This window comes from Stutzerimonas kunmingensis (assembly GCF_032106285.1).
GTDB classification, from domain to species: Bacteria; Pseudomonadota; Gammaproteobacteria; order Pseudomonadales; family Pseudomonadaceae; genus Stutzerimonas; species Stutzerimonas kunmingensis_B.
In genome coordinates this window covers 54677-77576 of sequence record NZ_DAMCPO010000022.1, presented here as the reverse complement: position 1 = coordinate 77576, position 22900 = coordinate 54677, and the positions used below count along the sequence as shown (strand labels likewise).

The window sequence follows — 22900 nt, the reverse complement described above, 5'->3', positions numbered from 1 at the left end:
GTCGGGGGTCGGGGGTCGGGGCGAGCGTAGGGTGGATAACGCGAAGCTTATCCACCATGGGTCCGTTGCATGGCGAAACGTCGGGCAGGGCCTCCGACGCGTGGAAAACGCTTCGCGGTTTTCCACCCTACGGCCATCAAGCATGGAGCGGATTCCGGGCTGACGTCGGCTCTAACGCCCCGGCTGCGCGCGGAAACCCGGCACGCTGCTCGGGCGGTCGATGCGCGCAGCGGGCATGGTGCAATTGAGATCGCGGAAGGGACGGCCGTCGAGCTGCTCCCAGCCTTCGCCCGGGGAGGTCTGGCGGCAGATGATGGTGCCGTCGAGCTTGCTCTGCCATTGGTAATAGGGCGCCGGCGCGGCGCTGGCGGCGATGGGCAGGAACAGACTGAGGGCGAGCAGGAAAATGCGCATGGCGGACTTCGGCGGTGCGATGGCGCCACTCTAACCCTTCGGCTGGCCTTGGCAAGCGCCGTCCGGCGCACTCAGAACCAGACCCGCGCCGCCTCGCGCAGGAAGATCTCCACGGTCTTCGGCCCGATGCCCTCGAACGCCAGCAGCCGCTTCTCCACCCCGTCGCGCGTCTCACCGAGCTCACGCAGGCAGCCCAGCCTGCCGTCGTACTCGGTCAGCAGCTTGTCGCCGAGCTTCAGCAGGCGCGCGGCAGTGGACTCGTCGTAGCGCACGTAGCGCGCCTGGCCGAGCAGCTGGACCAACCGGCGCGGGCCACAGTCACGCAGCTTGCGCGGCGTGTCGAGCCGATTGCGCTCTACCAGTACCCGGTAGGCCTCGGCGGCGATGTCGCGCTGGATGCGCTTGCCGAACAGAAAGCTGGCAACGAACCACTTGAACAGCTCCGCCTCGCCGCGGGTCACGTCGATGCCCAGATCCTCTGCGCCTATTTCTGCAGTCATACCGCCTCCGCGTTCGCTCACTCATTCGAAGGCCGCGGCGGACAGAGGTTCGCACAGCGATGAGCGGATTTCCGCCCATCGCTCGACAGTTATAGGCGGTTTCTTGCCGACTGCCCGTCAAAGGATGTCGGCAAGCGCCGATCCAGAGCGCTGCGGCGGACTGGCACGGCTTCTGCTAATGGCAATGTGCTCGATGCGATTCCAACGACAAGAAGAGCTACCAGCGATATCCATCCTCCGGACTCTCCGGTGTCATCGCCCCTCTGCTTGTTCGTCTGGCGCGTTCCCGAACGCGGCATCGTCTATCGTCAACATGCTGCGTCAACCAATAAAAACGAAACGGAGATCCACCATGAGACTGACCAAACGCCTGGGCCTGCTCGCTGCCGCTGCGGCCTTCACTGCCAGCACCGCGGCCGTCGCTGCGCCGACCTTCATCAACATCCTCACCGGCGGCACCAGCGGTGTGTACTACCCGATCGGCGTAGCCCTGTCGCAGCAGTACAACAAGATCGATGGCGCCAAGACTTCCGTGCAGGCCACCAAGGCTTCGGTGGAAAACCTCAACCTGCTGCAGGCCGGCCGTGGCGAACTGGCCTTCTCCCTGGGTGACTCGGTTGCCGACGCCTGGAACGGTGTCGAGGACGCCGGCTTCAAGGCTCCGCTCAAGCGTCTGCGCGCCATCGCCGGTACCTACAACAACTACATCCAGATCGTTGCCAGCGAAGAGTCCGGCATCAAGACCCTGGAAGACCTCAAGGGCAAGCGCATCTCCGTCGGCGCGCCGAAGTCCGGCACCGAGCTGAACGCCCGCGCGATCTTCAAGGCCGCCGGTCTGGACTACAAGGACATGGGCCGCGTCGAGTTCCTGCCCTACGCCGAGTCGGTCGAGCTGATCAAGAACCGCCAGCTGGACGCCACCCTGCAGTCCTCGGGCCTGGGCATGGCCGCCATCCGCGACCTGGCCAGCACCATGCCGGTAACCTTCGTCGAGATTCCGGCCGCCGTGGTCGAGAAGATCGAGAGCGACGCCTACCAGGCCGGCGTGATTCCGGCCGGCACCTACGACGGTCAGGATGCCGACGTTCCGACCGTGGCCATCACCAACATCCTGGTCAGCCACGAGAAGGTCTCCGATGAAGTGGCCTACCAGATGACCAAGCTGATGTTCGACAACCTGTCGTCCCTGGGCAACGCCCACTCCGCCGCCAAGGACATCAAGCTGGAAAACGCCACCAAGAACCTGCCGATTCCGCTGCACCCGGGTGCCGAGCGCTTCTACAAGGAAGCCGGGGTTCTCAAGTAACCCAGCGCTGACAGACGGGCGGAGCGGGCCCTGCGGCCTGCTCCAGCCCGCATCCTTGTAGCAGCAGGCTTGCCCGCGTTGCCTCGTTGGCAAGCCTGCTTCTACAGGCCCCACCTTGCAGTGAGAGAGTGATTCCCATGAGCGAAAGCCAAGGGCTGCACGCCAGCCCCAGCGAATGGCCGAGGGCGCTGTTCTACGTCGCCCTGCTGTTCTCCATCTATCAGATCGTCACCGCCGCCTTTCACCCGGTGTCCAGCCAGGTGCTGCGCGCCGGTCACGTCGGCTTCCTGTTGCTGCTGGTGTTCCTCTGCTATCCGGCCCGCGGCAACGGCAAGCCGTTCCAGCCAGTGGCCTGGCTGCTTGGCCTGGCCGGTTTCGCGACGTTTTTCTACCAGTGGTATTTCGAGGCGGACCTGATCCAGCGCTCCGGCGACATGACCACCACCGACATGGCGGTCGGCCTGACGCTGATCGTGCTGGTCTTCGAGGCCGCTCGCCGGGTGATGGGCATCGCCCTGCCGATCATCTGCGGGCTGTTCCTCGCCTACGGCCTGCTCGGCGAATACCTGCCCGGTGATCTCGCCCACCGTGGCTATTACCTGGACCAGATCGTCAACCAGCTGTCGTTCGGCACCGAAGGCCTGTACGGCACGCCGACCTACGTTTCGGCGACCTACATCTTCCTGTTCATCCTGTTCGGCTCGTTCCTCGAGCAGGCGGGGATGATCAAGCTGTTCACCGACTTCGCCATGGGCCTGTTCGGCCACAAGCTCGGCGGCCCGGCCAAGGTGTCGGTGGTGTCCTCGGCATTGATGGGCACCATCACCGGCTCCGGCGTGGCCAACGTGGTCACCACCGGTCAGTTCACCATTCCGCTGATGAAGCGCTTCGGCTATCGCCCGGCCTTCGCCGGCGGCGTCGAGGCCACTTCCTCGATGGGCAGCCAGATCATGCCGCCGGTGATGGGCGCGGTGGCCTTCATCATGGCCGAGACCATCAACGTGCCCTTCGTCGAGATCGCCAAGGCCGCGCTGATTCCGGCGCTGCTGTACTTCGGCTCGGTGTTCTGGATGGTCCATCTGGAAGCCAAGCGAGCCGGCCTCAAGGGCCTGCCGAAAGACGAGTGCCCGAGTGCCTGGGCTGCGGTCAAGGAACGCTGGTACCTGCTGATCCCGCTACTGGTACTGGTCTGGCTGCTGTTCTCCGGACGCACGCCGATGTTCGCCGGCACCATCGGCCTGGCGCTGACGGCGATCGTCATCCTCGGTTCGGCAATCATCCTCAAGGTGTCGTCGTTCGGCCTGCGAATCGCCTTCTGGATCGCCCTCGGCCTGCTCTGCGCCGGTTTCTTCCAGCTCGGCATCGGGGTGATCTTCGGCGTCATCGCGGCTCTGGTGGCCGTATGCTGGTTCATCAAGGGCGGTCGCGACACCCTGGTCATCTGCCTGCACGCGCTGGTCGAAGGCGCGCGCCATGCGGTGCCGGTGGGTATCGCCTGCGCCCTGGTCGGGGTGATCATCGGCATCGTTTCGCTGACCGGCGTGGCCTCGACCTTCGCGGGGTACATCCTCGCGGTCGGCGAGAACAACCTGTTCCTCTCGCTCATCCTGACCATGCTGACCTGCCTGGTGCTGGGCATGGGCATCCCGACCATCCCCAACTACATCATCACCAGCTCGATCGCCGCGCCCGCGCTGCTCGACCTTGGCGTGCCGCTGATCGTCTCGCACATGTTCGTCTTCTACTTCGGCATCATGGCCGACCTCACCCCGCCGGTGGCGCTGGCCTGCTTCGCCGCCGCGCCGATCGCCAAGGAGAAGGGCCTGAAGATCAGCATGTGGGCCATCCGCATCGCCATCGCAGGTTTCATCGTGCCGTTCATGGCGGTGTACAACCCGGCGCTGATGATGCAGGGCGGGGACTGGGGCGCCACGCTGTACATGCTGTTCAAGGCGGCCTTCGCCATCGGCCTGTGGGGCGCGGTGTTCACCGGCTACCTGCAGCGGCCCATGGCGCTGTGGGAGAAGCTGCTGGGCTTCGTCGCCGGCGCCGCGATGATCCTCGCCACACCGATGAGTGACGAGGTCGGCTTCGCCCTCGGCGTGATCTTCCTCGCTCAGCACATCTGGCGCGCCCGCCGCGCCGAGCGTCTGGCGGCCGCATGATCGGTCTGTGCCTGGGGCTGGCAGGCGTGGTGTGGGCCGAAGTGCCCGCCCCCGCCTTCACCCTGGCGTGGAACCACACGATCGAGAAGATCCGCTGGGAAGAGGATTACCGCGTGACGCCGGACGGGCTGCTGCTCGGCGAAGCGCGGGTCAAGGGTTCTGGTGCCGGGATGGAAATCCCGGATGACGCCGAACTGCGCGACGGGGCCTGGCACTACCAGCGCCAGATGCCTGCGTTGCCACTCCTGCGCCTGGGGCGAACCCCCGAGGCAGGGGATTACCAACTGTGTTTTGACCAGCGTTGCCACGCGATGAGCGAATGGCTAGGCCCGCCACAAGCGGACCAGCCGGCGCTGGAAGTCTGGGGCTGTACCGTGCAAGCGGCGAGTGTCGGGAACGATTGACCGGCTCGCCGGTGATCGTTGAGGAGGGGTGTTCGCGGAGGCGGCACCCCTTTTTCTTTCTTTTGGTCATTCGGAATTCAAGGGACTTGGGCGCGTTGGATGAACGTTTTGCTTCATGGCCGTTGGCGAGTTGCCTGAAGACTTGGTTTCGCCCTGCTGGGCGAGTCACTTTTTCCAGACGCGGAAAAAGTAACCAAAAACGCTTTGCCCCTGCATCCGGCCCTGCGCTTCGCTCCGGGTTCGTTCACTACGCCGCCGCTCCGAGGGTCGCCGTACAAGGGCCATCCATGGCCCTTTACGGCTCTCGCCGCATCCCTGCGGCTCGCCCCTCTGCACGACGGCTCCGTTCACCCTCCTGAAGGGGCGTTTGGAGTCGCCTGGTAGGCTGTGCAAGATGAACAGATGGACCGATTTACCCGGCGTTCAGATGTTCACTTATGGCCCAAAGCTCCACGTTCATATGCGCGGGCTCATCCCTCGTACTTGCATCAAGGGCGCTAACATCTCTACGGCATGCTCAGGCAGGAGCGTGGCCACCATCGTCCGCTTTACTGGTTTCCTGTGCACACGCTATCAGGCGATGCCATTCGCCCCTTTCAGGAGGCCGAGTGGAATCGTTGCGGAGGGGAGCAAGCGGCATGGATGCCGCGAGAGGCGTAAAGGGCCATGGATGGCCCTTGTACGCCGGCCCCCGGAGCGACGATGGAACGAGGGAAGTCGAGCGCAGCGAGACCCGGATGGCAGGGGCAAAGCGTTTTTGCTTACTTTTTTCGCGACTGAAAAAAGTGAGTCGCCCAGCAGGGCGAAACCAAGCCGCCAAGCAGCTCGGAAATCGGCCACTAAAAAAAGCCGATAATGCCCCTAACTCCGCATCACCTTTCCCGAGCCCATAAAAAAGACGCACATCCCTTTCAGTGATGTGCGCCAAAGCGTCCCGCTCGCACGCTGTTACTTGGTCTGCATGATCAGATCCCGACGCATCAGCGTCTTGATCTTCACCAGATGGTCGTCTTCCTGAGTCTTGGCATGAACGAAGCTATCGGCGATGTTCGGATGACCGGCCGCCTGCGCCAGTTCGATCAGCAGTTCCCAGGCGGCGTTGTCAGCCAGCTCGGCCGTCAGCAGTGCGTTCATGCACTGCGCGACGTTGGTCCGCGGATCGGTCAGCACCTGCATGATGCCCATCGCCATGACCCCGGCGACATCCGCGCTGGGCGTCTGCGCGGTGGGGTCGGCACCGAGTTTTTCCATCGCCGCATGCACCAGCATCATGTGCTCGAACTCTTCGTCGCGGATGTGCTGCAGCACGCCCACCAGGTCGTTGCCCGAGTCCAGGTTGCGCGCCTTGGCGATCATCGCCTCGTACAGGCGCACGCCGTTGCGTTCGAAGGCCAGGCGCTCGCCGAGCTTGTCGATGAACACCTCGGGGCTCTTGCCCTTCATCATGTCGAAGCTGGTCTTGAGCATGCCCTTGGCCGAGCCAGGCACCGGCACGGAGCCGATGCGGTCGGCCTCTTCGTTGCGTTCGGCACGCTCGACGAGCATGCCGCGCTCATCACCCGGCACGTCCGGGTGGATGTCGTTGACGGCATCGAGCAGGCGCTTGGTGTCCTTCGGGGACATCTGCACGCCGGTGTAGTTGGTACCTACTTTCGCTGCAGTAGCCATGTTTGTCTCCTCAGGAAGCCTTGCGCATCAGTTCGCCACCCGGCGCCCACTGGTAACCCGCCGAGACGATGTCCGAGGCGAGCCCTTCCGAGGCGAGGTGGTTGCGGTAATCGAGCGAGGACTGCGGCTCCTTGGCCTTGTCCACATAGGCCGGGCCGGCAGTGCGCAGGTTGACCTCGGCGGCCAGCACCTGGCGGACGAAATCGCGCTGGCTCTTGAACTCGACCATCTTCGGCAGCGGACCGGCGAGAATCTCGGCCGGGTCGCGGCGCTCGAGCTTCTTGAACCATTCGCAGGCGACATTGAGGTGGCCCAGCTCGTAGTCGAGGAAGCGCTCCCACATGGCCTTGATCCGCGGGTTGGTCTCCTGCTCGGCGCAGCTGGCGTACATGTAGACCTCCATCGCCTCGTGCACCAGCCACTTCTCGATATGGCTTTCGCTGGGATCGGAGAGCGAGCCGTACTGGGTCACGTGCTGTTCTTCCACCGAGGCGATCTCGGCATACAGCTGGCGCGCCAGCGGGTCGGCGAACAGCGGGCCGATGTTCATGTAGTAATCGTGGGTCTGGTATTCCGCGCCGGTGATCAGCGCCGCGTGGATCTTGGTGATCAGCGCCGCGCTTTCCTTCTCGTAGTTGTCGCGGATATCGTTCTCCGGGTGCCGGTGGTGCTCGGACGTCTTGCGGCCGGGAACGATGTCGGTATAGCCCTGCAGAATGTTGTTGGCATCCTTGCCCTCGAGGCGATCGAGCATCGCCGAGTAGCGGTACAGGTGGTCGAAGTCCTCCAGCAAGCCGAAGCGATAGGTCTGCGCCTGGTAGGGGTCGGGCTCGCTCTGTGCCACGGCCGCGGTCACCTCGATCGCGACCTGCTCGTAGGCGACGGTGGTTTCCAGTGGCGAGTGGTCGGCGCCGATCAGCCAGTTGATCATGGTCGCCTGGTGCTGCTCGGTACGCCGGATCTGCGCCAGCGGCAGGCGCAGTTCCTTGTTGAAGCGGGCGATGCCGTGGCTCAGGCGCAGGGCGTCGGTCTCGACCCCGTTCATGAGGATGATACGGACACGGGTAAAGGCATCGTCATCAAGCTTGCTGATCGGCTTGCCGGCCATTTCCTTCCATGTGAATTTCTGCTTCTCCAGTGGCGTGCCTTTGTTGTCGAAAATTCCGGAAATGGTCTCCATGGAGCCTCCGTTGTTATGCGTGGATATCAGGCATAGGTGGATCGCCGCCGTATGAATCGGCGACCTAGTAAAGAGGACCGGAGAGCTGGAGAAAGGATTCGCACCGTTCAGCGGACAGGGGTATCGCTGCCGATGAACGGCAGATCGGGGATTTTCGACGCAAGAGCCATAACGGCGCGTAACGCCCACGGCAACAGGCCGCGCCGTTTCGCTTGTTCAGTCGGCCAGTTCCGAAAGCCTGGCTTCCCGCTCGTCGGCAGGCAGTTCGGTTAGCGCCGCAACCGCCCGGTGAAAGCGCGTCCAGTCCCGCTCGCACCGCTCGAACAGAGCAGCAAAGGCCGGTACCCAGCGGTCATACAGGCCGAACGGCAACAGCGTGGCGTTGTTCAGTGGCTGGGCGAACCAGCGATCGAAGCGCGCATCGCCGTTCCACTGGCTGTCGCGCAGATGTCGATAGCGCTGACGCAGCGTCGCGAACTCGGCCTGCTTCAGCGCGCGCAACTCGGTTGTCGAGCGACCCGAGGCATACAGCTGGTCCAGCCGCTGGCGGGTATCGAGTAGCAGCTCAACCAGTTGCCGATAACGCACCCGCGCCTGTTCATCCCGCTGAGGCAGGTCGCGATGGGCACGCCACTGGTGCAGGCCCTCGCGCTCGACAAAGGTGGCGTAGGACTCGTTGAAGGCGGTGTCGCCGGGCAGATACAGCTGCTGATGAGCCAGTTCGTGGAAGATCAGCGCCGCCAGCTGCTCGTCGTTGCGCCGCAGCATGGAGCTGAGCAGCGGATCGGCGAACCAGCCCAGCGTGGAATAGGCCTCGACACCCGCCACATGGGTATCCAGCCCGCTCAGCCGCAGCCGCGCCGCCTCGCCGCGGGCGGCACCCTGGCGGAAGTAGCCGCGATAGGCCACGCAGCCGGCGATGGGAAAGCAGTGCTCCAGCGGCTTGACCGAGAACTCCTCGGTAGCGAACAGATTCCACACCACATAGGGCCGACCGAGTTCGGCGTAGAGCCGATAGCTATCGTTGTCCGGCAACTCCAGCGCCTGGCTGGCGAAGCGACGCGCCTGCAACACCTCGTCCAGCCGTTGGCGCAACGCCGCATCGCGCGATTCATCGACGATCAGCGCCTCGATGAGTTCGCGCTGGCGCAGCAACTCCAGCTGGCCGGCGGCGAGCTGGCCGTAATAACTGCAACCATTCAGACAGACGGCAAGCAGCAGGGGAACCCAGCGCAGGCTGCGGCTGTCGATGGAGGCGGCGTTGGGCTTGGGCATCGGGTGTACCGCTCAGTTGTCGGGCTGGCGCCGGCGCGCGTAGCGCACCCTACAAAGGCCGTGCTGCCGATTGCAACCTGCGGCAGCCCATGACGTCCTCAATCGAACCCTTGCCGGCCACTGATCACCGGCTGGAGCCTTGTACATGCGCGGTTTCCTTCTCGTCACCCTGCTCGCCAGCCTGGCCGGCTGTTCCATGTGGATGCCAAAGCCCGATCCCGAGCAGGCCTGGGTCGAGCTCAACCCGAACGGCGAGACCCAGCTGCAGGCGGTCGCCGTGGACGGCAAGACGCTGGAGGACGATCGCTATTTCCAGGTTCCGCCCGGCAGCCGCAAGCTGGAGATGCGCTACCGCTTCGAGGTCAATGGCGCCAACGTCGGCCCCGGCAGCAACCCGCTGCCTCGCGACTGCAAGCTGACCCTGGAATACGACAAGTTCACCGCCGGCGCGCGCTATCGCCTGGTGGCAGGCGGCTATGGTTTCCGTCCCTGGGCCAAGCTCTACGACCAGCACCAGTACGTGCTGGCCCGCGCCGAGGAAAAGGGCTGCGGCGACCTCGCCGGCCGCTGAGTCCGCGTTGAAATGCGCCGTCATCTGGCGCACCCTCGGCAGCATCGGTGAGGCGCAGCGCGTCTCACCCCGCCATTCGCCGAGGATCCAGCCATGCGTCGCGCACTCCCCCTCGCCCTGCCCGCCCTTCTCGCCCTGGCCGGCTGCGCCGGGCCATTGCCGCAACCCGACCCGAACATGGCCTGGGTCGACATGACCGCGCAGCCCAGCGACATCTTCATGTCCGACCAGCTGGACGGCAAACGCACCCCCGACGGCCGCTATTTCCAGGTCCCGCCGGGCGCCCATGAACTCGAAGCGCGCTACGAATTCGAAGTGACAGGGGGCGACTTCGGCCTGTTCGGCGAAACCCCCACCATTCGCTGCACCCTGGTGATCCGCTACGACGACTTCCAACCCGGTCAGCGCTACCTGTTCCAGGCCCGCTCGCTGGGTTTCACCCCGCAAGGCTGGTTGCGCGACGACCAGCGCAACGTGCTGGTCGAGGCCGAGGCCGAGCATTGCCACTGAGCCCGCTCGCACCCGACCGCCTTACGTCATGAGGTAAACGATGTCCCGCATTGCAAACACCCGCTTCTCCGCTCTAGACCTGGCGCCGATCCGCGATGACGGCACGCCGGCACAGGCGCTGCACAATGCCCTGGCCCTGGCGCGTCACGTCGAGGGGCTCGGCTTCCAGCGCTTCTGGGTCGCCGAGCACCACAACATGGACGGCATCGCCAGCGCCGCCACCGCGGTGCTGCTCGGCTACCTGGCCGCCAACACCACGCGCCTCCGTCTCGGTGCCGGCGGGGTGATGCTGCCGAATCACGCGCCGCTGGTGATCGCCGAGCAGTTCGGCACGCTGGAAGCGCTCTACCCGGGCCGCATCGACCTCGGGCTCGGTCGCGCGCCCGGCGCCGATCAGTTCACCGCCCATGCGCTGCGCCGCGACCGCATGGGCAGCGCCGACGACTTCCCGCAGGACGTAGAGGAGCTGGAGCTGCTGCTCGGTCCGCGCCAGCCCAATCAGCGCGTCATCGCCATGCCGGGAGTGAACAGCAACATACCGATCTGGCTGCTCGGCTCCAGCCTGTTCAGCGCCCAGCTGGCCGCGGCCAAGGGCCTGCCCTACGCCTTCGCCTCGCACTTCGCACCGCGTTACATGCACCAGGCGATCAAGCTCTACCGCGACAACTTCAAGCCCTCGGCGGTGCTCGACAAGCCCTATGTGATGCTTGGCGTGCCGCTGATCGCCGCCGACAGCGACGAACAGGCCGAGTACCTGGTGACCAGCGTCTACCAGCGCATCCTTTCGCTGATTCGTGGCCAGAGCCTGGTGCTGCGCCCACCGGTGCAGAGCATGCAGGGCCTGTGGCTGCCGCACGAGCAGCAGGCGGTGGGCGACTTCCTCGGCCTGGCGCTGATCGGCGGTCCGGAAAAGGTTCGCGCGCGCCTCGAGGTGTTGCTGGAACAGACCCAGGCGGACGAGCTGATCTTTACTTGCGACCTCTACGAGACCGCCGATCGCCATCGCGCCTTCGAGATCGTCGCCGAGCTGCGCCAGTAGCAAGCCGGCCGCTGCCCTGACCGGCGGCGGCCTCACGCGGCACTGCCGGCGAACCCTGCCGCCGGCCACCGTTCCAATGGCATACACCCCTGGGCGCAACACCGCGCCCCGCCATCGAAACACACATGAATTTTCTCGAATGGATGGCCGTGCTCGGCGTCCTGCTGCTGATCCTCGCCCTCGCCCTCGCCTCGGCCTTCCTGCGCTGGCTGCCAATCACCACGTCCCTGATCTACCTCGGTTTCGGCGTGCTCATCGGCCAGCTCGGCATCGGCCTGTGGGAGATGGAATTCCTGCATATCGCCGGCTGGATGGAACACCTCACCGAAGTCGCCGTACTGGTGTCGCTGTTCGTCAGCGGCCTCAAGCTGCGCATGCCGCTGCGGCATCCAGCGTGGAAGAGCGCCTATGTACTGGCTGGGCCGGTGATGCTCGCCTGCATCGGCGGCGTCACCCTGCTCTGCCACTACCTGTTCGGCCTGAGCTGGGGTGTCGCGGTGCTGATCGGGGCGATCCTGGCACCCACCGATCCGGTGCTGGCGAGCCTGGTGCAGGTCAACGATGCCCGCGACAGCGACCGCCTGCGCTACGGCCTGTCCGGCGAGGCGGGCTTCAACGACGGCACCGCGTTTCCCTTCGTGGTCTTCGGCCTGATGCTCATCGCCCAGGGCCAGCTGGAGGCCGACTGGGTCGGCGAGTGGGCGCTGCACCGGCTGCTGTGGGCGGTGCCGGCGGGGCTGCTGATCGGCTTTCTGCTCGGCAAGTTGGTCGGCCGCGTGGCCATCTACCTGCGCACACGGCACACCGATACCGCGATGTCGCCCAACGACTCGCTGGCCCTGGCGCTGATCGCCCTGGCCTACGTCGGCGCCGAACTGGCTGGTGCCTGGGGCTTTCTCGCGGTGTTCGCCGCGGGCCTCGGTCTGCGTCACGCGGAAATCGCTGCTGCCGATGATTCGGCTACACCGTCCGAAGAGCTGATCAACGATGCCGTGCCGCACCTTGCCGAAGGAGGCCTGGCCCCTCGCGCGTTGTCGCTGGATGACCGGCAGCTGGGGCAACCACGGGTCGCCGCCGGCGTGCTGATGGGTGATGTGCTGGCGTTTGGCGGGCAGCTGGAACGCAGCCTGGAAGTGTTGCTGGTGACCATGCTCGGGGTGCTGGTCTCGGTGCACTGGGACTGGCGTGCAGTGCCGCTCGGCCTGGCGCTGTTCCTGCTGATTCGGCCGCTGAGCGTGATGCTGCTGATGCCGCGGCGCTACCTCGACCGCGCCCAGTGCCTGACAGCGGGCTGGTTCGGCATACGAGGTATCGGCAGCCTGTATTACCTGAGCTACGCGGTGACCCACGGCCTGCTGCCGGACGAAGCGCAGACCATCATCGGCCTGGTGTTATCGGTGGTAGCGCTGAGCATCGTGCTGCACGGGCTCAGCACCCAGCCTTTGCTGCGTCGCTACGAACGCAGCCGCGGCGCCGCCGACTGACCGGCGGCCGCGCGTGGCGATCAGCTGTTCTCGAGACGGAAGCCGACCTTCATGGTCACCTGGAAGTGACCGACCTTGCCGTTCTCGACGTGGCCGCGAATCTCGCCGACCTCGAACCACTCGACGTTCTGCAGCTTGCTGCTGGCTTCGGCGATGCCGTTCTGAATCGCTTCGTCGACGCTGTTGCGCGAGGAGCCGACGATTTCAATCTTCTTGTACGTGTGATGATCCGACATAGAACTTTCCCCTTCTGGTCTGAAGAGCCTCCGCTCGGTAATGACGCTTCCTGTTGATTGAGGCCCGCAGAGCGGCCCGGAAGTTCAGCGGAGCGGTCGATCCGCCGATGGCGGGCGGCGAATCACCCTAGTGGAAAATGCTGCGCAGTCGGTAGGGTGGATGTCGCTTTTTACATCCACCGCGCGCCGCCCGGGCTACGGTGTGCAGGCATGCGTAGGGTGGATAACGCGCAGCTTATCCACGCGGTTCCCGGCACGCTACTCCACGCGCCGATAGCGGTAATGCTGCGGTTTGAACACCTGATTGAAATGCCGACCCAGCGAGTCGGCTTCGAGCAAGGCCTGCACCGCTTCGGGCGGGACCTCTTCATAGCGGTACAGCGCGCCGCTGCTGAATTCCACTTCCAGCACTTGCTGCTCGGGGTCGTAGCCAAGCGAGCGCAGGCTGCGCGAGGTCACCGCTGCGCGTTTCATGCGCTGGGATCGGCTTGCTGGGCGAAGCCGTCGGCCTGCATGCGCCACAGCGCATCGAACTCACCGCCGTGGCGGCGCAGCTCCTGCGGCGGCCCGTCTTCGACAATGCGGCCGTCACGCAGCACGATGATGCGGTCGAAGCTCGCCAGCGTGGACAAGCGGTGCGCCACCGCGACCACGGTGCGGTTGTGCACCAGGTTGTTCAGCGCCGCCTGGATCTCGCCTTCGGACTGGGTATCCAGCGCCGAGGTCGCCTCGTCGAGGATCAGGATCGGCGCGTCCTTGAGGAATGCGCGGGCGATACCCAGGCGCTGGCGCTGGCCGCCGGAAAGCATCACGCCGCGCTCGCCGACCAGGGTGTCGTAACCCTGCGGCAGTTCGCGGATGAAGCCGTCGCAGAAGGCGCTGCGCGCCGCCTCGACCACCTCCTCGTCGCTGGCGTCCGGGCGCCCGTAGCGGATGTTCTCGCGGATGCTGCGGTTGAACAGTGCGGTTTCCTGCGGCACCACGGCGATCTTCTCGCGCAGGCTGTCCTGGCTGACGCTGCGGATGTCCTGGCCGTCGATGAGAATGCGGCCGTCCTGCACATCGTCGAGGCGCTGGATCAGGTTGATCAGGGTCGACTTGCCGGCCCCCGACGAGCCCACCACACCGACCTTCTGCCCCGCCGGAATGTGCAGGTCCAACCCCTCGAACACGGCGCCGCGATCTGGGTAGCTGAAGCTGATGCGCTCGAAGGTGATGTCGCCTTCGGCGAGCATCAGCTGGTTGTCGCTGTCGTCCAGGCCATGGGGCTGGACGATGATGCGCAGGGTGTCGTCGATGGCACCGATCTGCTGCGTGGCATCCACCAGCGCCAGTGCCAGGTCCCGCGAGCCATGCAGGATGCGAAAGGTCAGTGCGCTGACCAGCACCACGTCGCCGGCCGTGACCTCGCCACCTACCCACAGCTGGATCGCCCAGATCAGCATGCCGCCGGCCATCACCGACAGGCAGATGTCGTGCATCACCCGCGCCTTTTCCAGGTACATCCAGCTGCGCCGCTGGGCACGGGCTTCGAAGCCGATCTCGTGGGCCAGGCGTTCGGCCTCGCGATCACGGGCGGAAAAGGCCTTGATGGTCCAGACGTTGGAGACTGCATCCACCAGCTCGCCGCCGACCCGTGCCGATTGCGCGGCGAAGCGCTGATGTTTGTAGCGACCACGAATACCGAAGCCGGTGATCAAAACGGCGACGATGGCGACGAACAGGATCAGCGCCACAGCCATGCGTACGTCCACAGTGAGCAGCACCACCACCGCACCGAGGAAGTCGACGATCGGCGGCACGATCTTCCAGGCCAGCCCGCCGTAGATGGCGCCAGCCGCCTGGCCAACGGCAGAGATGCGATTGCCCAGCGAGCCGGCGAAATGCTCGGTGAAATAACGCATCGGGTGGCCGGTCAGGTGCTTGAACAGGTCGACGCGGATATCCACCACGCTGGCCACCACGGTGCGGCAGCCGAGCCAGCCACCCAGGCGCCAGAACACGTTCTCGGTGACGATCAGGCCGATGAACAGCCCCAGCGGCCACCAGACGTTGGCCGAACCGCGATCCGCCGTGCCCTGGGCCATGGCATCGACCAGCAATTTCATGCCGTACTGCACCGCCACCGCGCAGCTGGCGGCACCGATGATCAGTGCCAGCAGGCCACCGAAATGCCAAGGCCGGGCACAGATGTAATGCCAGAGAAAGGCCACCGGGCGGCTGGGTAGCGGCAGCTCGTCCGGCTTGGCCTGAGGCACGGCGGCCGCCTGGTTCATGGCGTGGCTTCGGCTAGCTGTAGAGTCGGGCTGGAGTGGCTGAAACGCATCTGCTGCAGCCGCAGTTCATCAGCCAGCCCTTCATGCACGCAGCGCTTGCCGTTTTCGTCAGGGAAGCCGAGCAGCCCGACCGGGCAGTGCCGCTCATCGGTCCAGCCCGGGTAATCCAGCACCGGATACAGGCAGATGCCTTCCACCGGCACGCCGGCCTGCATGGCCAGGCCGGCCTGCTCGCTGACGTACCGCAGCCAGTCCCCGCGCACGTCGCCTTCGGCCCCGGTTTCGGCAATCAGCAGCGGCCGCCCATAACGCTGATGGATTTCCCGCAGGATGCCCTTGAATGGGCGGTAATCCGGGTTGTCGCGCTCGATGGTACGGCCATCACCGTGGTACCACTGGTTGTTCGAGTAGTAGTTGATGCCCAGCACGTCGAGGTACTCCGGCGCGCCGCCAAGCCCCGGCCAATGCTCGCCGCAAAGCATGTCCCAGGCCTCGAACTGCGATTGGCGGAAGCGCTCGGCGTCGCGCTGTGGGCCGGCCCGGTCGTTGCCCGCGACCACATGGATGGCCGGGTCGACCTGAACGAAACGCGCCCGAGGTTCAACCGCGCGGATCGCCTGCATCGCCGCGATGGTGGCGCGCACCAGCTGGTGCTTGAGCTCGAAACCGCGGCCGCGGGCCATGGGATTGAAATAGGCCTCGTCGCCGCCGGCCCAGGCCCAGAAGGAGATTTCGTTGAGCGGTGCGTAGAACGGCACCTCACCGGTCTCGTCCCTGATCAGCTGCGCCGCCGCAGCGGCATAGCGCGCGAAGCGCTCGACGAACTGCGGCCGCCAGATGTCGATGTCGTCCGGCCAGCCGTAATGGCACAAATCCCAGATCACCTGGGTGCCCTGGCGCTGCGCCGCCTGCAGCATGGGCAGGAAGCTGGACCAGTCGTACTGCCCCGGCGTGCGCTCGATCAGATGCCAGCGCAGGCCGTCGCGCACGCTGTGCAAGCCATGCCGGTGCAGTTCGGCATAATCGTGGGCGGCCCAGCGGTCATGGCCGGTCGCGGCGATCAGGTCGAGACGCCGACCGTCGCTACGCCGGTGGTTGGAACACTCGAAACCGCCAAGGAAAAAGCTCTTGAACAGACTGGGGTGATGCATCGCTAACCTCATGGATGACTCGATGGCCGTCAGGGCGGCCGAGGCCTCGCCGGCGCGCGGCGAGCCTCAGGCATAGCCGCCGCTGCGCTTCAGCCGAGTTGCTCGGGCACCGCTTGCGGCTGCGTTGCCAGCTCGGCTTCCTCGATGCGCTTGTACAGCGCCAGCGCCTGCCCGACTACCTGATCCATGTTGTAGTACTTGTAAGTGCCGAGGCGGCCGACGAAGGTCACGCCGGGCGTCTGGTCCGCCAGCTGCTGATAGCGCTTGTACAGCTCGGCGTTCTCCGGCCGCGGGATCGGGTAATAGGGATCGCCCTCCGCCGAGGGGTACTCGTAGGTGATGCTGGTCTTCGGATGGACCTGCCCGGTGAGGTGCTTGTACTCGCTGATGCGCGTGTAGGGCACATCCTCGCTCGGGTAGTTGACCGTACCGACCGCCTGGAACTGCTCCTGCTCGAGCTGCTTGTGCTCGAATTTCAGCGAGCGGTACGGCAGCTTGCCGAAGCGGTAGTCGAAGTATTCGTCGATCGGGCCGCAAAAGATCAGGTGGTCGTACTGAACCTCATCGCGAATTTCCCGGAAGTCGGTGTTGATCATCACCTTGATGTTCGGATGCGCGAGCATCTTCTCGAACATCCTGGTGTAGCCGTACTTGGGCATCTGCTGGAAGGTATCGGTGAAGTAGCGGTCGTCGGTGTTGGTGCGCGTCGGGATGCGCGAAGTCACCGACTTGTCCAGCCGCGACGGGTCCAGCCCCCACTGCTTGCGGGTGTAGCCGCGGAAGAACTTCTGGTACAGCTCGCGGCCGATGCCGTTGATCACCACGTCTTCGCTGGTCTGGATGTTCTCCACCGGCTCGGCACGGCTGGCGAGGAAATCTGCCGCTTCCTCTTCGGTGGTCATGTTCAGACCGTAGAGCCTGTTCAGCGTGGTCATGTTGATCGGGATCGGTACTTCCTGCCCATCCACCTGTGCGAGCACGCGATGCTCGTAGGGGCGCCACTCGGTGAACTGCGAAAGGTAGTCGACGATGCGCTGGGCGTTGGTGTGGAAGATGTGCGGACCATAGCGATGGATCAGCACCCCCGCTTCGTCGTAATGGTCATAGGCATTGCCGCCAATATGCGGACGGCGGTCGACCACCAGCACGCGCTTGTTCAAGCCGGCGGCCAGGCGCTCGGCCAGCACGCTGCCGGCAAAACCGGCGCCGACGATGAGGTAGTCGAAGCCACGCCTGCGCGCCTGCGGCTCTTCGCCGGCACCACCGCCGAGACGTTCCGGGTTGCTGTCTTGCGGGGTCATATCGCGCATTGCATCTTCTCCTTCATCAGGCTCCAGGTGTGGTCCCAAGACATATCACCGAGGATCTCGTCGGCCTTGGCCAACAGCGCATCGCGGTCCTCGGCATCGGCCAGGGCGGCTTCGGTGGCGGCGACGAACGCCTCGGCGCTGTCGGCGATGCGCACGATGCCGGTGTCACCGTAGGTACGCACCACGTCGGTGATCGGCGTGGAGACCACCGGGCAGCCACCGGCGAGGTATTCGGGGGTCTTGGTCGGGCTGATGAAGCGGGTCGATTCGTTCAGCGCGAACGGCATGATCGCCACGTCCCAGCCCGACAGGTATTGCGGCAGCTCGTCGTAGGTCTTGCCGCCGAGGTAGTGGATGTTGTCGCGTTGCGGCAGCTCGGCCGGGTCGATCTTGACCACCGGGCCGATCAGCACGATCTGCCATTCCGGCTTCATCCGCGCGACCTGCTCGATCAGCTCGAGGTCGAGACGCTCGTCGATCACGCCGTAGAAGCCCAGACGCGGATGGGGGATTTCCGCCTGGTCGTCCGGGTCATGCTGCGGCCGGCGCGCGGCGGCGAAGTGCTCGACATCCACGCTGCTGGGGAACGGATGCGCATTGTCGTGGCGCTGGCGCTTGGCCTCGTAGAGGCTGTAGCCGCCGGTAAAGACAAGATTGGCGCGACACATCAACTCCACTTCGCGCTCGATCAGCTGCGGTGGCGCACCGCGAAAGGCCGAGAGTTCGTCCATGCAGTCGTAGACGATCAGGTTCGGTGCCAGATGATCGGAGAACGCCAGGCTCATCGGCGTGTAGTACCAGAGCATCAGCTCGCTGACTCCGAGCTTCTCCAGGTAGCCATCGAGCAACTGGCGCTGCACGCGGTTGGCATCCTCCCCCTCGCAACCGGCGGGCAGCCGCGGGATCAGCACCTGCACGCCGTTCTCTTCGGGTCGCACTTCCAGCCAGGGTTCGGCGTCTTCGGTGGCAATCGGTTCTTCGTGGAAGAGCACGTTGTAGTCGCGGGCGAAGCGCGACATCAGGTGCTGCGGGCGCTGGTAGACGAAGCTCCAGCGCAGATGCGAGAGGCACAGCAGCGTTGGAATCTGATCGTCGAAGACCACTGCGGCCGGCGCCTGCTGCGCATTGCGGGATTTACCGATGTCGTACTGGAACGGGCCGGCCCAACTCATGTAGCACCTCATTTCGGTAGCCGTGCCCGGGCGTTCCTGCCCACTCACCATGCCACGTCGATGCCAGCGCTGCCCTGCGTAAGGCGTGTCATCGCGCCACGATTACGAGCCGTCAGATGGCCTGCAACGCGCGTCGTCCGCCGGTAGTGGACGGCAATCGGCGGTTCGGGTTCCCGCCAATCATCCGATAGCGCAGCCCGTCGGCCGTCCGGCGGCTGGATGGAACTCGCCAGAACCTTGCCCCGTCCGTATCAACAGGACGCCTTAACACCGGCACCGGAACCCACGCGCGCAGCTCGTCGTCGCCGTCCCGTTCCGTTTCGCCGATTCCAGATTACGGAGACTCATGCAGCGCCATTCACTGGCCAACGGCAGTGTCCCGAGCGTGTCGAAAAGACAGCGAATGCGGAGGTAGACAGATGATTCTGGTAACAGGAGGAGCCGGCTACATCGGCTCACACGCGGTGCTCGAACTGCTGCAGGCCGGGCATGAAGTGCTGGTACTGGACAATCTGTGCAACAGCTCGCAGGCGGCTCTGGACCGCGTCGAGCAGCTCGCCGGGCGACCGCTGCAGTTCGTCAGGGGCGACGTGCGCAATCGCTCGCTGCTCAAGGCGCTGTTCGCTGCCTACCCGATCAGCGCGGTGATGCACTTCGCTGGGCTCAAGGCGGTTGGCGAAAGCGTGCGCGAGCCGCTGCGCTACTACGAAACCAACGTCGGCGGCAGCATCGCGCTGTGCCAGGCGATGGCCGAAGCCGGCGTGTTCAGACTGGTGTTCAGCTCCTCGGCGACGGTCTACGGTGAATCGCCGGTGATGCCGATCACCGAGGACCGCCCCACCGGAGTGCCGACCAACCCCTACGGCCAGTCCAAGCTGATGGCCGAGAACGTGCTCAAGGGCCTGGCCGATTCCGACCCGCGCTGGTCGATCGGCCTGCTGCGCTACTTCAACCCCATCGGCGCCCACGAGTCAGGGCTGATCGGCGAAGACCCCAACGGCGTACCGAACAACCTGCTGCCCTACATGCTGCAGGTGGCGGTGGGCCGGCGAAAGCAACTGAATGTCTATGGCAACGACTATCCGACACCCGATGGCACCGGTATCCGCGACTACATCCATGTGGTCGACCTGGCCAGAGGTCATCTGAAAGCCCTGGAGCGCTTGCAGCTGATTCATGGTGTTTCCACGTGGAACCTCGGCACCGGCAAGGGCTACTCGGTACGCGAGATGATCACCGCCTTCGAGGAAGTCACCGGGCGCTCCCTGCCCCACGTGATCAAGCCGCGCCGCAGTGGCGACATCGCCCAATGCTGGTCCGACCCGACCAAGGCCGAACTGGAACTCAGCTGGCGTGCCGAGAAAGACCTGACCACCATGCTTGCCGACGCCTGGCGCTGGCAGAGCCGCAACCCGCGCGGCTACGCCGAGGAAAAAGTCGCCGCCGCAGAGGTCGCTTCGCAGACCGCTCTGGCCAGCTGAGGCCGGGCCGCGCGGCGAACCGCAGCGCGCGACAGGCACGACGAGGCAATCGCCCGGCGCGGCTAGTGCTCGGCCAGGTAGGCCTCGGTGGACTGCACCTTGGCGTAAGCGAAGGCCAGCGACGCCATGATCGCCGCATGGACCTGCGCCGCCGGCACCTGGGTGCCATCGAACTCCAGGTCACGCGACGCGCAGGCGTCATGGATCACCGTGGCGCTGAACCCCAGGTCGGCGCTGGCGCGGGTGATGGCGTCGATGCACAGATGGCTCATGTTGCCGACGATGGTCAGCTGCTCGATGCTGCGCCCTCTCAGCAGCGCCTCCAGTTCGGTGTCACGAAACGAGTTGACCTGATGCTTGAGGATCACCGCCTCGCCTTCGCGCACGGCGACCTTGGGATGGATCCGCGCGCCTTCCGAGCCCGTCGTGAAGAACGGAGCATCCGCCGAGGCGAACTCGTGCCGCACATGCACCACCAGATCGCCCGCGGCACGCGCAGCCTCGAGCACACGCGCCGCGTTGTCCGCTGCCGCTTCGATCCCATGCAACCTCCACTTGCCGCCCGGGAAATAATCGTTTTGGATGTCGACCAGAACCAACGCTCGCTTGCCCATCGCTCTCTCCTGTCAGCGAGCCCGTTGCCCGCAGCGAGACTTTAGATCCCCCGGCCACGGCCGTGGATGGGCGAGACCGACAATAACGCGGGAAAAACTGACATGCCTGGCGCACCCGAGACGCTGGAAATCGGCCTGCTGCTATACCCGGGCGCCCAGCTGGCGGCCGTTTACGGGCTGACCGACCTGTTCAGCGTGGCCAACCGCATGGCGGCCGAGCGCCAGGCCGCAAAGCTGCCGACCCTGCGTGTCAGCCACTGGGCCAGGCAGGACGGCACGCCAGACATTCGGCGGGTCTTCGACAGCCAGCCGACTGGCGCGAGCTCGCCGCGTATCGTCATCCTGCCGCCGTGTCTGGACGCCCGCCCCGAGGCGCATGTGATCCAGCCGTTCGCCGCCTGGCTCGGGCAGTGCCACCAGGCTGGCGTCACCCTCGGCTCGGTCTGCGCCGGGGCCTTTCTGCTCGCCGAAACCGGGCTGCTCGACGGCCGCACCGTGACCACCCACTGGGGCCTGGCCCAGGCCTTGCGCGAGCGCTTTCCGAAGGTGCAGGTCGATGCGGACCGGATGATCGTCGATGACGGCGACATCATCACCGCCGGCGGCCTGATGGCCTGGACCGACCTCGGGCTGGCGCTGGTGGAGCGGCTGCTCGGGCCGACCATCGCCTCGGAAACCGCGCGTTTTCTGGTGATCGATCTGACCCGCCATTCGCAGCGCTACTTCAGCAGCTTCGCCCCGCGGCTGGACCATGGCGACGAGGCCGTGCTGCGGGTGCAGCACTGGCTGCAGACCCACAGCACCGGCGCAGTGCCGGTCGCTGCTATGGCCGCCCAGGCGGGGATGGGCGAGCGCACCTTTCTGCGTCGATTCCGCGCCGCCACCGGCCTCAAGCCGACCGAATACTGCCAGCAGCTGCGGGTCGGCAAGGCCCGGGAGCTGCTGGAGCTGACCAATCGGGGCATCGAACAGGTGGCCTGGGCGGTGGGTTATCAGGACCCCGGCGCATTTCGCAAGGTGTTCCAGAAACTGGTGGGGCTGTCGCCCGGCGATTACCGCCGACGCTTCGGCATCGGTGCGCCGCCGTTGTAGGGCCCGGCCGGCCAGATGCCAGCCCAGGAGTACGTCCGACGCAACTGGCGATCGATCCACTGGCGGCGGATGACGACGTCCCGCTGGAGCGGCGAGTCGCCGATGCGCCTAAGGTCGTGTCATTCGATCGGCTTGTCACCCAGTTCGGCACGCAGCCAGTCCGCCAGCCGCTCCGCGCGCCGATCCAGCCGCCGCGCCGGCACCCAGAGCGCCAGCCGGGCGCTGGTTTCGACGAAGCCCCAGGGCGCCAGCAACCGGCCGGACTTCAGATCGTCGGCGACCAGCTGCTGGGGCGCGATGGCCACGCCAAGGCCGGCCAGCGCCGCCTCGAGAAGGAAGTACAGGTGCTCGAAGCTTTGCCCCAGGCGCAGCCGTGCAGGGTCCAGCCCCTGCTGGCGCGCCCAGTTCGGCCAGGCCTGCGGGCGTGAAGCGGTATGCAGCAGCGTCTCCTCGAGCAGGGCCGCCGGCGCCGCGTCGCGCAGCTCGACGCAACGCGGATGGTAGGGGCTGAGCACCGGGCCGATGCGCTCGGCGGCAAGTTCGAACACCTGCATGTCCGCCGGCCACGGTGGCTCGGCATACCACAGCGTCGCATCCAGCCCCGGCTTGCGCGGGTCCAGCTCGCCCTCGCTGGCCGATAGCTGCAGGCGCAGCTCCGGCAGGTCGCGATTGAGCCGGTCCAGCCGCGGAATGAACCAGCGCGCCAAAAGGCTGCCGGGACAACCGAGCACGAACGGCGCCTCGCTGGTCTGTCGCTGCAGCTCGATGCAGGTGCTGCGCAGGCGTTCGAAGGCCTCGCTGGCGGCGTCACGCAGACGCACGCCGGCATCGGTGAGTTTTACGCCGCGCCCTTCCTTGGCGAACAGGGCCAGACCGAGGGCTTCTTCGAGCTGCTTCAGCTGCCGGCTGATGGCCCCGTGGGTGACGTGCAGCTCGCGTGCGGCTTCGCTTACGCTACCCAGGCGGGCAGCCGCCTCGAAGGCACGCAGGGCATTGAGCGGTGGCAGATCGCGGGCCATATATGTGAGTTTTCCTGACAGGTTCGGGCGATC

22 protein-coding genes are annotated in these 22900 nt (G+C 65.6%); 9 read left to right on the top strand and 13 right to left on the bottom strand.

Annotated features, from left to right (window positions below):
• Positions 1-171 precede the first annotated feature (171 nt).
• Positions 172-414, bottom strand: a complete 243-nt coding sequence (locus RT582_RS17045; protein WP_313478728.1) for a hypothetical protein — start codon at positions 412-414, stop codon at positions 172-174.
• 71 nt (positions 415-485) lie between these two features.
• A complete protein-coding gene (locus tag RT582_RS17040) occupies positions 486-914 on the bottom strand; it encodes a DNA methylase (RefSeq protein ID WP_313478725.1) in 429 nt (142 codons plus the stop codon).
• 352 nt (positions 915-1266) lie between these two features.
• On the opposite strand from RT582_RS17040, the gene RT582_RS17035 reads away from it, so the two are divergent.
• The 3 genes from RT582_RS17035 (at position 1267) to RT582_RS17025 (ending at position 4789) form a co-directional block, all read left to right on the top strand.
• Complete coding sequence (locus tag RT582_RS17035; protein ID WP_014818565.1) at positions 1267-2220, top strand: TAXI family TRAP transporter solute-binding subunit; 954 nt, start codon at positions 1267-1269, stop codon at positions 2218-2220.
• A 137-nt stretch (positions 2221-2357) separates the two neighbouring features.
• Positions 2358-4385 carry a TRAP transporter permease gene (locus RT582_RS17030; RefSeq protein ID WP_313478722.1) on the top strand — a complete coding sequence of 676 codons (2028 nt, stop codon included), beginning with the start codon at positions 2358-2360 and terminating at the stop codon, positions 4383-4385.
• Positions 4382-4789 (top strand): DUF1850 domain-containing protein, encoded by a 408-nt coding sequence (locus RT582_RS17025; RefSeq protein ID WP_044313714.1) that lies wholly within the window; start codon positions 4382-4384, stop codon positions 4787-4789. Before RT582_RS17030 ends, RT582_RS17025 begins: the two co-directional genes overlap by 4 nt.
• 948 nt (positions 4790-5737) lie before the next feature.
• Here the strand turns inward: RT582_RS17025 and RT582_RS17020 are convergent.
• The 3 genes from RT582_RS17020 to RT582_RS17010 form a co-directional block, all read right to left on the bottom strand.
• The gene (locus RT582_RS17020; RefSeq protein WP_041013856.1) at positions 5738-6457 is read right to left on the bottom strand and encodes a ferritin-like domain-containing protein; all 720 of its coding nucleotides are present in this window, start codon (positions 6455-6457) and stop codon (positions 5738-5740) included.
• Between the two features lie 10 nt (positions 6458-6467).
• Complete coding sequence (locus RT582_RS17015; protein ID WP_313478719.1) at positions 6468-7637, bottom strand: hypothetical protein; 1170 nt, start codon at positions 7635-7637, stop codon at positions 6468-6470.
• Between the two features lie 216 nt (positions 7638-7853).
• Positions 7854-8912 (bottom strand): aminopeptidase, encoded by a 1059-nt coding sequence (locus tag RT582_RS17010; RefSeq protein WP_313478716.1) that lies wholly within the window; start codon positions 8910-8912, stop codon positions 7854-7856.
• Between the two features lie 145 nt (positions 8913-9057).
• Here RT582_RS17010 and RT582_RS17005 point away from each other — a divergent pair, with 145 nt between their 5' ends.
• The 4 genes from RT582_RS17005 (at position 9058) to RT582_RS16990 (ending at position 12516) form a co-directional block, all read left to right on the top strand.
• The gene (locus RT582_RS17005) at positions 9058-9483 is read left to right on the top strand and encodes a PA0061/PA0062 family lipoprotein (protein WP_019405990.1); all 426 of its coding nucleotides are present in this window, start codon (positions 9058-9060) and stop codon (positions 9481-9483) included.
• A 93-nt stretch (positions 9484-9576) separates the two neighbouring features.
• Positions 9577-9993 (top strand): PA0061/PA0062 family lipoprotein, encoded by a 417-nt coding sequence (locus RT582_RS17000; protein WP_313478713.1) that lies wholly within the window; start codon positions 9577-9579, stop codon positions 9991-9993.
• Positions 9994-10033: 40 nt separating this feature from the next.
• Entirely contained in the window at positions 10034-11032 is a 999-nt protein-coding gene (locus tag RT582_RS16995; protein WP_102833574.1) for an LLM class flavin-dependent oxidoreductase, read from the top strand.
• A gap of 125 nt (positions 11033-11157) precedes the next feature.
• The gene (locus RT582_RS16990) at positions 11158-12516 is read left to right on the top strand and encodes a cation:proton antiporter (protein ID WP_313478708.1); all 1359 of its coding nucleotides are present in this window, start codon (positions 11158-11160) and stop codon (positions 12514-12516) included.
• 20 nt (positions 12517-12536) lie between these two features.
• Here the strand turns inward: RT582_RS16990 and RT582_RS16985 are convergent, their stop codons facing one another.
• The 6 genes from RT582_RS16985 to RT582_RS16960 all read right to left on the bottom strand — a co-directional run bounded on the left by RT582_RS16985 (position 12537) and on the right by RT582_RS16960 (position 18661).
• Entirely contained in the window at positions 12537-12752 is a 216-nt protein-coding gene (locus RT582_RS16985; protein ID WP_014818555.1) for a dodecin, read from the bottom strand.
• A 258-nt stretch (positions 12753-13010) separates the two neighbouring features.
• Positions 13011-13226, bottom strand: coding sequence for a KTSC domain-containing protein (locus RT582_RS16980; protein ID WP_041013851.1), 216 nt, complete (start codon positions 13224-13226; stop codon positions 13011-13013).
• Complete coding sequence (locus RT582_RS16975) at positions 13223-15028, bottom strand: ABC transporter ATP-binding protein (RefSeq protein WP_313478706.1); 1806 nt, start codon at positions 15026-15028, stop codon at positions 13223-13225. The genes RT582_RS16980 and RT582_RS16975 overlap by 4 nt, the downstream gene beginning before the upstream one ends.
• Positions 15025-16179 carry a beta-glucosidase gene (locus RT582_RS16970; RefSeq protein WP_313478704.1) on the bottom strand — a complete coding sequence of 385 codons (1155 nt, stop codon included), beginning with the start codon at positions 16177-16179 and terminating at the stop codon, positions 15025-15027. The genes RT582_RS16975 and RT582_RS16970 overlap by 4 nt, the downstream gene beginning before the upstream one ends.
• Before the next feature lie 89 nt (positions 16180-16268).
• Positions 16269-17489, bottom strand: coding sequence for a UDP-galactopyranose mutase (gene glf / locus RT582_RS16965; protein ID WP_313478701.1), 1221 nt, complete (start codon positions 17487-17489; stop codon positions 16269-16271).
• Entirely contained in the window at positions 17477-18661 is a 1185-nt protein-coding gene (locus tag RT582_RS16960) for a glycosyltransferase family 1 protein (RefSeq protein WP_313478699.1), read from the bottom strand. Before RT582_RS16960 ends, glf begins: the two co-directional genes overlap by 13 nt.
• Positions 18662-19080: 419 nt before the next feature.
• Here RT582_RS16960 and galE point away from each other — a divergent pair, with 419 nt between their 5' ends.
• Positions 19081-20142 (top strand): UDP-glucose 4-epimerase GalE, encoded by a 1062-nt coding sequence (gene galE, locus RT582_RS16955; protein ID WP_313478695.1) that lies wholly within the window; start codon positions 19081-19083, stop codon positions 20140-20142.
• A 62-nt stretch (positions 20143-20204) separates the two neighbouring features.
• Here the strand turns inward: galE and RT582_RS16950 are convergent, their stop codons facing one another.
• Positions 20205-20756 carry a cysteine hydrolase family protein gene (locus tag RT582_RS16950; protein ID WP_125860529.1) on the bottom strand — a complete coding sequence of 184 codons (552 nt, stop codon included), beginning with the start codon at positions 20754-20756 and terminating at the stop codon, positions 20205-20207.
• Positions 20757-20858: 102 nt separating this feature from the next.
• Between RT582_RS16950 and RT582_RS16945 the strand changes: the two genes are divergently transcribed.
• Complete coding sequence (locus RT582_RS16945) at positions 20859-21848, top strand: GlxA family transcriptional regulator (protein WP_125860531.1); 990 nt, start codon at positions 20859-20861, stop codon at positions 21846-21848.
• 119 nt (positions 21849-21967) lie between these two features.
• On the opposite strand, the gene RT582_RS16940 is transcribed toward RT582_RS16945, so the two are convergent.
• Entirely contained in the window at positions 21968-22867 is a 900-nt protein-coding gene (locus RT582_RS16940; protein ID WP_278446718.1) for a LysR family transcriptional regulator, read from the bottom strand.
• Positions 22868-22900 lie beyond the last annotated feature (33 nt).